Origin of the sequence: Thermogutta sp. (genome assembly GCF_014359955.1) — a bacterium.
Taxonomy (GTDB): Bacteria; Planctomycetota; Planctomycetia; order Pirellulales; family Thermoguttaceae; genus Thermogutta.
This window is the reverse complement of the sequence record NZ_JACIYL010000124.1, coordinates 1-8162: the sequence shown is the minus strand read 5'-3', so window position 1 is coordinate 8162 and position 8162 is coordinate 1. Positions and strand designations below refer to the sequence as shown.

Annotated in this window: 8 protein-coding genes; 5 read left to right on the top strand and 3 right to left on the bottom strand. The window is 56.1% G+C overall.

Translation table 11 applies throughout. The annotated features are described in order from the left end of the window. Nucleotides 1-62: 62 nt before the first annotated feature. Both H5U08_RS05820 and H5U08_RS05815 read right to left on the bottom strand, forming a co-directional pair. Nucleotides 63-236, bottom strand: a complete 174-nt coding sequence (locus tag H5U08_RS05820; protein ID WP_297031182.1) for a hypothetical protein — start codon at nt 234-236, stop codon at nt 63-65. A gap of 274 nt (nt 237-510) precedes the next feature. Next, nucleotides 511-1059 (bottom strand): EF-hand domain-containing protein, encoded by a 549-nt coding sequence (locus H5U08_RS05815; RefSeq protein ID WP_297031180.1) that lies wholly within the window; start codon nt 1057-1059, stop codon nt 511-513. Between the two features lie 382 nt (nt 1060-1441). Between H5U08_RS05815 and H5U08_RS05810 the strand changes: the two genes are divergently transcribed. The 4 genes from H5U08_RS05810 to H5U08_RS05795 all read left to right on the top strand — a co-directional run bounded on the left by H5U08_RS05810 (nt 1442) and on the right by H5U08_RS05795 (nt 6124). Next, entirely contained in the window at nt 1442-1663 is a 222-nt protein-coding gene (locus tag H5U08_RS05810) for a hypothetical protein (protein WP_297031178.1), read from the top strand. A gap of 102 nt (nt 1664-1765) precedes the next feature. Beyond that, nucleotides 1766-3172 carry a class I SAM-dependent methyltransferase gene (locus H5U08_RS05805; protein WP_297031177.1) on the top strand — a complete coding sequence of 469 codons (1407 nt, stop codon included), beginning with the start codon at nt 1766-1768 and terminating at the stop codon, nt 3170-3172. 42 nt (nt 3173-3214) lie between these two features. Continuing rightward, nucleotides 3215-4810: a sulfatase-like hydrolase/transferase gene (locus tag H5U08_RS05800; protein WP_297031175.1), complete on the top strand. Its 1596-nt coding sequence runs from the start codon at nt 3215-3217 to the stop codon at nt 4808-4810. A 150-nt stretch (nt 4811-4960) separates the two neighbouring features. After that, nucleotides 4961-6124 carry a cysteine desulfurase family protein gene (locus H5U08_RS05795; protein ID WP_297031173.1) on the top strand — a complete coding sequence of 388 codons (1164 nt, stop codon included), beginning with the start codon at nt 4961-4963 and terminating at the stop codon, nt 6122-6124. A gap of 15 nt (nt 6125-6139) precedes the next feature. Here H5U08_RS05795 and H5U08_RS05790 read toward each other — a convergent pair whose 3' ends face one another. After that, a complete protein-coding gene (locus H5U08_RS05790; RefSeq protein ID WP_297031172.1) occupies nt 6140-7597 on the bottom strand; it encodes a DUF4832 domain-containing protein in 1458 nt (485 codons plus the stop codon). A 373-nt stretch (nt 7598-7970) separates the two neighbouring features. Here H5U08_RS05790 and H5U08_RS05785 point away from each other — a divergent pair. Continuing rightward, the coding region (locus tag H5U08_RS05785; protein WP_297031171.1) for a hypothetical protein at nt 7971-8162 on the top strand (192 nt) is incomplete at its 3' end.

Here is an 8162-nt window from a genome sequence, read left to right as displayed (position 1 = left end):
CGGGGAATGCCCTGACGGCGACCCGGGCAAGAACGAAAAAGTCTGATCACCACCGTCAGGCTTTACCGCCCGTTCTCGTAATCAATCCATTTGCCGCGCACGATGAGAGCAGCGCGCCAGGCCGCGGTCAGGCCGCGGTCTCCGCGGAACTCGGCCACCATGGCAGGGTAGCAGTACGCTCCGGCTCCAGCGGTCCCCAGCCCCGCCGCATCATAAACCCCTTTGCAACGGAGCACTGATCTCGCCGTCTGACCCTGTTCCTCTGACGGGAACCTATTTTCCGCGGCCTTTCTCTGGCCAACGGCTGCGTCGCCGGAGGTAGTAAAACGTCATGGGTCTTCCCTGTCGAACGCGGGGCCCGAAAACTCGGGCGCGTTTCAGCCTTATCTATCGGCAGCGGGGAATCGTAAAAAAACCCTCCTCGATTTGAGGAGGGCCATTGTCGTGGAAACATTTCCTCTGTCCTGACCGTGGACAGAAGAATAGTCACTCAGTGCGGCGTTGCGACGACTACTTTTGCTTTCGGGCACCCCTGGTCTGCGCCGGCGCCTGGAGCAGATTGCGCACCCGCGCGAACTCCTCCACAGTCACCTTGCCGTCTTTGTTGTCATCCAGGTGTTCCAGCATGGCCTTCGCTTTTGCCTCGTCACCACCGAGGTGTTTGAGGCCCTTGAGTTCGTCCACAGTGAGAACACCATCACCATTGGTGTCAAGTTTGGAAAACATTTTCTTGCGGGCCTCTTCCTGCTTGGCCACATATTCCTTGAATTCCTCCTTGGTCACCTTGCCATCTTTGTTGGCATCCCACGCTTCCAAGAGTTTCTTTGCTCGGGCTTCGTCGCCCTTGAGTGCTTTCAACGCGAGGAGTTCCGAAAGCTCCACCGTCCCGTCTTTGTTGGTGTCCACCTGATCCCACATTTCTTCCACCGTGAGCGGAGCCTTGGGCTTCTTACCTTCCGCTCTGGGCTTTTTCGCCTTTTTACCAGCCTCAGCCCAGGCCACCCCCGATACCATCAGCAAGCACACCACCGCAACCAGCATGACGCGTGCGACTCTCATAGAAACCTCCCTAACCTAAGGAACTCACCAAGCATTGGTGACTCGGGTCGGGGTCCGGCGCCCCTCGACCCTGGAACACCTGATCTCCGCGGCCGGTTCATTTATGAGAATTGCGCCCCGGTTTACCCGCGCACGTGCGTTTAGGACTGCAAAACCCCGCGAGAACACGTTTCATGCATGGCACAGGAAGGTACCACTTAAGTGTTATATCACGTCACTCGCCAAAATTATTCCCCAATGACGGCCGCTGAAATTCGGTCTTCCGGTCGGCACGGGGCTTTTGCTAAACTCCCCGTCCCCTGAGACGGCGGGTGGCCATTATCCCGGCGACGGTTACCCTATTGGTCAACACAATCGTTTTCAAACGCGAGGGAATCGAACGATGGCACGTGTCCTTCTGGCTTACATCGATCCCGGTTCGGGAGCCATTCTTCTGCAGGTTCTTATCGCCGCTGTGATCGGGGCGATCGCCTTTGTCGGTCGAATACGCGATTTTGTCTCGTCCGCTGTTACACGAGTTTTTAAGAGAAGCCGAGCCCGTGGCGAGACGCCTTCCGAGGTCGCAGAGGCGGATACCCCCGTTCCGGAACGGAAAGCCGCGTAACAGTTCCGTTTTTCACCTGGTGTTCTCGTTGTTACAGGAATTCTGGTCTGCTCCTGGGGGACCTTTATGACCGCTCAAACATGCCCGTTGACACGAGACATTTTGAGCAGACGTGTCGAGGCATCGTTCCGCGACCCCGAAGGATACGTGTTCATTCGGGAAGGTCGCGTCTATCGCGCGATCGCCCCTGAACTTGCCGCGCGCCTTCGCCGGGCGGAAGAGATCGGCCTCCTTGGCCGATTGGTTGCACGGGAATGGGTGGTAGGCAGTCGGTTTGTCCGAGAGCCGCAGCTTCTGAGCTTTCTCGAGCGGGAACACCCAGGATGGCACCACTTTGTGGAACACGACTCTCTCCCGCTGATCACCTACCCCTATGAGTGGTCGGTCTCGATGCTGGCTGACGCGGCGGTGCTCACGCTCGATCTTCAAATTGAGCTCGCGCAGGCAGGATTCTCCCTCAAGGATGCGACGCCTTTTAACGTCCAATTTGTGGGTACCCGGCCGATCTTTATCGACCTCGGTTCCCTTGACGTTCCCTCACGATTTGATGTCTGGTACGCCCTGGGACAGTTTCAGCGGCTCTTTCTCTACCCTCTTTTGTTGGCTCGATATACACACTGGGATTTACGGTCTTATTTTCTATCAAATTTAAATGGGCGCGACCCCCTATTCATGGTTCGAGTAATGGGACGTTTAGGCCGATGGCGTCCCGCTTTACTCCTGGATGTCACTCTCCCCTGGCTTCTTACTGAGTATTCACAATCAAAGCCCCATACTTCACAGTCCCCAGGCTCGCGCATTTCCATTAACCGGGAACCCATGCTCTGGAACCTGCGGCGACTCCGTCGCAAAGTTCTCCGGCTGGCTGGCGGATACCGTCCGCAAGGCGTCTGGACGGATTACACGCGCACCTGCAGCTACACGGACCGAGCCGAAGACGCCAAACGGGAGTTCGTCCGATCCGTCCTCACCCACGAGAAACCCAAGTGGGTCCTGGACCTTGGTTGCAATACCGGGACTTACAGCGAGCTCGCCGCCGAACTTGGTAGCTGCGTCATCGCTGCAGACCAGGATCACGATGCCATTGAGATGCTCTATCGCCGTTTACGGAATACCGGGTCTGCCATCTGGCCTATGGTCCTGGATATAACCAATCCTTCTCCTGGCATCGGGCTCAATAACAAGGAGCGTCAACCTTTCCTGGAAAGGGCTCGGGCCGACTATGTGCTCGCCCTTGCTTTGATCCATCATTTGATTGTAACAGGCAACCTTTCTCTCGACCGCATCGAACAGCTTCTGTTTGACCTTTCCTCCCAGGGGGTCATCGTCGAATTCGTTCCCCCTGCCGATCCCATGTTCCGTAAGCTCACGCAATTTCGCAGCGACTCTTTCGAGCATATAACGCTGTCAGCGTTCCGTCGCACCTTCTCCCAGCGTTTCTCGATCGTCCGAGAATTCCCGGTGCCCGACTCGGAAAGAATGCTTTTTTGGCTTCGCCGGAAAGAATAGAGACACACGACATTCGGTTCAATTAAAGACGCCGATCCTCCTATGAATACAGTGGTAGTCCTGCCAAAAGATGCGACAGCCGGGAATGTAACGGCAGAGCCAAACCCTCTCCCTGATCAGACGATTTCTCGACGCCCCTTCTATCTGCAGGCAATCCGTGCGGCTGCCATCTCAGTATCCGCCAGTTGTCTGTTTTTCCTGGGACAGCTTCGCTCCTGGACCAGTGAGCAAAATCGCTATCACTACTTCTGGTCTTCCCGAGATAGCCAGGCACTGATTCTCGCCGTGGGAATCGTCGCGGCGGCTCTTTTTGTTGGTTGGCTCATCACAAGAATACTCGGCAATCGAACGATTCGCAGAACAAGTCAATTCGTCTTTATCTTCTTTTTTACCGATGCAATACTATCAGGTCTCACGTCGATGTTTGTCGGCGTTGGATTTACTGCGAAATATGATTGGTTTTTCTGGACCGCGTGGATTGTTATCACAGCTCTCTTGCTGTTGTTTTTCCGGCGGCTATGGAAACCTGCCATGGCTCTGTGTCTCGTCTTGAGCCCCCTACCCTGGATCCTTCTGTTGCAGGTCCTTTCGTGGAAGTCTTGGAACCCGGCGGAACGGGCAGATTCATCCCTGGCCCAACCCGCTGCCGTCCAACAGGGCGGGCAAGCCCACTTTCCCCCCATTGTCATTTTCGTTTTTGATGAATGGTCCTACCAGCGAACCTTCGACGGCCAGGATATTCGGCCAGAATTTACTCATTTAATAGACTTTGCATCTCATTCAAATGTCTATCATAGTGCGCGATCTCCCGGCCCTGCCACCTACTTTTCTCTTCCACGACTCGTTTATCAAACACCTGATGGGGAGTTGTTTCCGCACAACGGCCAGGTTTTCTGGCAAACGTCTCAGGGTCGTAAGCCGGTCGCCGAGCAACATACGCTGTTTGACGAACTCCTGCGAGCGGGCTATCAGGTGCGCGTCCTCGGTTTTTACCATCCCTACGAGATTCTTCTCGAGGGCCGCGGTATAGAGTGCCATAGCTATCCCAATGATCCCAAAGCTGATTCGGTGGTCGCGCAGGCCGGCTTGTTCTTGCTCGGTAATTTGCGATTTCTGACGGATCCATTTTCCCGGTTAATGTGGCGGCGGTGGGATAGCGCATTCTTCAGCAGGCACTGGTTTCGATTATTAAAAGAATTTCACCGGGAGGCCTTTCGCCTCATCGATCAACTCGGCCCGGGAATGTGTCTCTTTATTCACTGGCCACTCCCTCACGGCCCCTTCATCCTTGATGCCCAGGGTGAATTCGTGGGATCTTACAGTCCACAGCAGGACCGTACGTTCGGAACGCCCGACCAATATCATCGCCATCTTTTGCGTCTGGACTCGGTGATTGGTGAGATCCGTGATCACCTTCGGCAGAGGAACCTCTTCGATGAGGCATTCATTGTCATGACGTCTGATCACGGCTGGCGGAGAGATCCTGATCCTCAATTTCGAGAAGCCAACCCGGACCACCGTCATGTGCCGCTGTTCATCAAGCGACCGCACCAGAAAAGCCGGGAAGATGTGACCGATCCATTCCTCCTGGTCCACCTGTCAGCGGCATTCACCCAGCCAGCTTCCAATCCCCAGTGACTTAATAATGATGTGGTCGGTGGGGATTGAGTCAGGGCGACTCATCTTACATGATCTCATTTCAAAATCGAGCTATTTTTCGTAAAATGCGATATAAAGCGGATAGAGTCCTGCGATCGACCTTTTGCGCAGCATGACCGCCTTTGCGTTATGGCAATCTACCTGGATTACAATGCGACGGCCCCGATTCGCCGTGAGGTCATCGAGCAGATGATCCACGTCTGGAAAGACGTGCCAGGCAATCCGGCGAGCCAGCATCAGTTCGGTCGGGCCGCCAGAAAGCGCCTGGAAGAAGCCCGGGAGCGCATCCTCACTCTGTTAGGCGCCGAACCAACCCGCGAGGGAGACCGCCTCATTTTCACCAGTGGCGGAACAGAGGCCAACAATCTGGCCATTCTCGGGATTGCTCTGGCGCGAACCGAAGGGATGCCGGGGCGGATCATCATCTCGTCGATTGAGCACCCCAGTGTGTTGCGGGCGGCCGAAACGCTCGTCGACTGGGGATGGCGTTTGGATACCCTCGATGTGCACCCCAATGGGGTTGTCAACGTGGAGTCGCTCCGGCGATGGATTTCTCCTCAGGTCGCCCTGGTCAGTGTGACGACCGCGAATCACGAGACGGGGGTTATCCAGCCGATTGCCGAAATCGCGGCAATCTGTCACAGCCATGGGGTACCTTTCCACACCGACGCCGTGCAGGCCGTGGGAAAGATGCCCGTTTCTTTTCACGATTTTAATGCAGACGCCATGACCGTGACGCCCCACAAGTTTGGTGGCCCCTTGGGAATCGGCGCTCTTATTATCAAACGAGGGATGCCCCTGCGGCCCATTTTGTATGGCGGCGAACAGCAGGAGGGGCTGCGTCCCGGCACGGAAAGCGTGGCCCTGGCTGTGGGAATGGAAACAGCTCTTTCCCTGGCCGTGGCGGAGTTGGAAGACAACATCGCGAAAATGACCGCTTTACGGCAGGAATTTGAACAAACACTGAAAGCCCTGATTCCCGATGTCGTTATCCACGGGGAAGCAGCACCGCGGCTGCCTCAAACTGTCAACCTCGCGATTCCGGGGATTGACAATCAACTCCTTTTCACCGCGCTCGACCTGGAAGGAGTTTGCTGCTCGATTGGCTCGGCCTGTTCGAGCGGATCTCCCGAGCCTTCGCCCAGTCTTCTTGCTCTCGGCGTTCCCAGGGAGATCGTGAAAAGCTCCCTGCGAATCAGCTTCGGCCCCAAGACGACTGCGGAAGAACTCCATGTTGCTGCCCACACGATCGCGCGGGTGTCCCAACAGCTACGAAAACATGTTTTGCGGTGAAGGGCGGCCCGGGTTTCACGGCGAGGCGACGCGAAACCTGGATAGGGGATACCAGCCGTCCGCGTCCTTTCCAGCAATAGCAAGCTGGACAACCGGCGTCTGACGGTCCGCACCGTCCACAACACCGACGGCCAGGGAATACTCGCCGGGCTCCAGAGTAGGCGCTATTGGAATGAATTCTTCCACCGTCACCGGCTTGCCGGGTGGCAAATCGGGCGGGTTTTTCATGAAGCTTTCCGTGAAGACCTCCACTTCGCCCGGCAGGATCTCGCGCACGGTTTTGTCACTGACATGGATGAACCTCTTTCCAGAGGGGCCTGTCAGTCGAACAGCCATCCTGTACGGTCGATAGCACGGAGCCGAACCCACGTTCTGCCAGACCATTGTCACAGGCAGATTTTCCCCGGACCGAACGATTGCCGGATGCCGTAGCTCCCGAATAACCAGCCGGTAACCCAGCCGCCGAAGAAAACGCGTCACCTCCTCGCGCACGTTGTCACCTGGTGGTAACGGAGCCGACTTGTTGTTGAAATAGGAACCATGGAGGGCCAGCGCGTAGTTGAAGATATAGCGTAAGGACCAGCCTTCTTGGACCCATTTGCGAATGTCCCAGCAAGTTTCCCAGGCCACGGGGGCCGTTTTCCAAACGTCAAGGGCTCGCGCTTCGCTCAGGGTGCTGGGATAAGCGTTGCGCATATGACACCAATTGCGTGAAAAGCCGCCCATGTCGCCCAGGCAATCCGCCCGCCAACCGGTGCCACGGCTTGTCGCGTAGTGAAGCATCTCGGGGCCGTCGATGAGCATCAAAAGCGGCGTCTTTCGAAATGATTCCAGATACGTATCGATGATTCTTCGTTGATTCTCGGGAAGTGGCATGCGGGCAGGCTCGGAGTTACTCATGTGCCACTCTCCCCACCAACCCACCGACCCAAGATCGACATGATCCAGATCCGGATGGCCGTCGTACTTTGCCCCCAGCCGCCGGATAAAATCCAGATGCGCATTGAGAGTGACGGGATCATCCAAATCGGGAACTTCCAGCCCTGGAACATCTCTATAACGCGTGATGATAACCCGACCGCCAATGTCTCGAAGCCACCGCGGATGATAGGGCCGTCCGCGAGTCGTAGAGCAACACATCACGCGAAAGGCCAGTTTCTGCCCGGCCGATCTCGTTTCTGAAAGAACCTTATCAATAAGCTCCACGTTGAGTCGTCCAGGCTCCGGTTCGAGCTCGGCCCAGCCCCATCGAAGGTACTGGACCGTGGAGGGAATCCAGTCCGGGAGATTGCGATCATTGGCAGCCGTGTGATGAAAAGTTTCCCATCCCATTCCTGGGTTGGCAAGGATCTCATCAATCTCGACGGGACGAACGGTCACCCATCCCGAATCCTCCGCTGCAACGAAATTGCCGATCAAGCTGACCAAAGCGAATAGGCCTAGATTGAGCAAAATCAACCGCGTGTTCTTCATAGATCACCTTTCCCAGATAGCCTGATGGAAATTGTGGAAGCAAACCAAGCATTCCGTACGCCGCACCGATTTTACCGCGGCGCGTGTGGGTACGGTACTCTCCCGCCGCCGCCCTGGACAAGCGACCTGTCATGAATCGCTTCGACAACACGCGAACACCGGCTGAAACGGTTCAACACGTATCGCACCATTGACCAACCGACTGGGCGGTGTGCCGACCGCCAGGCCCCGGGACAACCCTAAGCACGGCCCTTTTTCACGTGACCACAGTTGTGTTATAAACTCAACAATGACTCCAAGAAAAATAGAGCGTGGGATTTTCGTAGTCCAAACGCCACAGGTGCCCATTCGAAGAGAACGAAGGTTTTTTGCGATGGCTGACTCTCGCGATGTTGTTCAACTGGGGCGGGAACACGCGATTGACATCTGGATGGCCGGTTTGAAGGCGGTCCAGGCCGATACTCTCGTCCAGCAATGGGTCCGAGTGACGCAGGACCGGCTCGAGTTCGGAAATCCGACCGAATTAACGCTGGACCTGGGAAGCGTCCGCAAGATTGTTGTCGTG

Bases quoted from the DNA above. Each gene is read 5' to 3' on its own strand.
- H5U08_RS05815 (WP_297031180.1), bottom strand. From the start codon at position 1,059: ATGAGAGTCGCACGCGTCATGCTGGTTGCGGTGGTGTGCTTGCTGATG.
- H5U08_RS05810 (WP_297031178.1), top strand. From the start codon at position 1,442: ATGGCACGTGTCCTTCTGGCTTACATCGATCCCGGTTCGGGAGCCATT.
- H5U08_RS05800 (WP_297031175.1), top strand. From the start codon at position 3,215: ATGAATACAGTGGTAGTCCTGCCAAAAGATGCGACAGCCGGGAATGTA.
- H5U08_RS05795 (WP_297031173.1), top strand. From the start codon at position 4,961: ATGGCAATCTACCTGGATTACAATGCGACGGCCCCGATTCGCCGTGAG.
- H5U08_RS05790 (WP_297031172.1), bottom strand. From the start codon at position 7,597: ATGAAGAACACGCGGTTGATTTTGCTCAATCTAGGCCTATTCGCTTTG.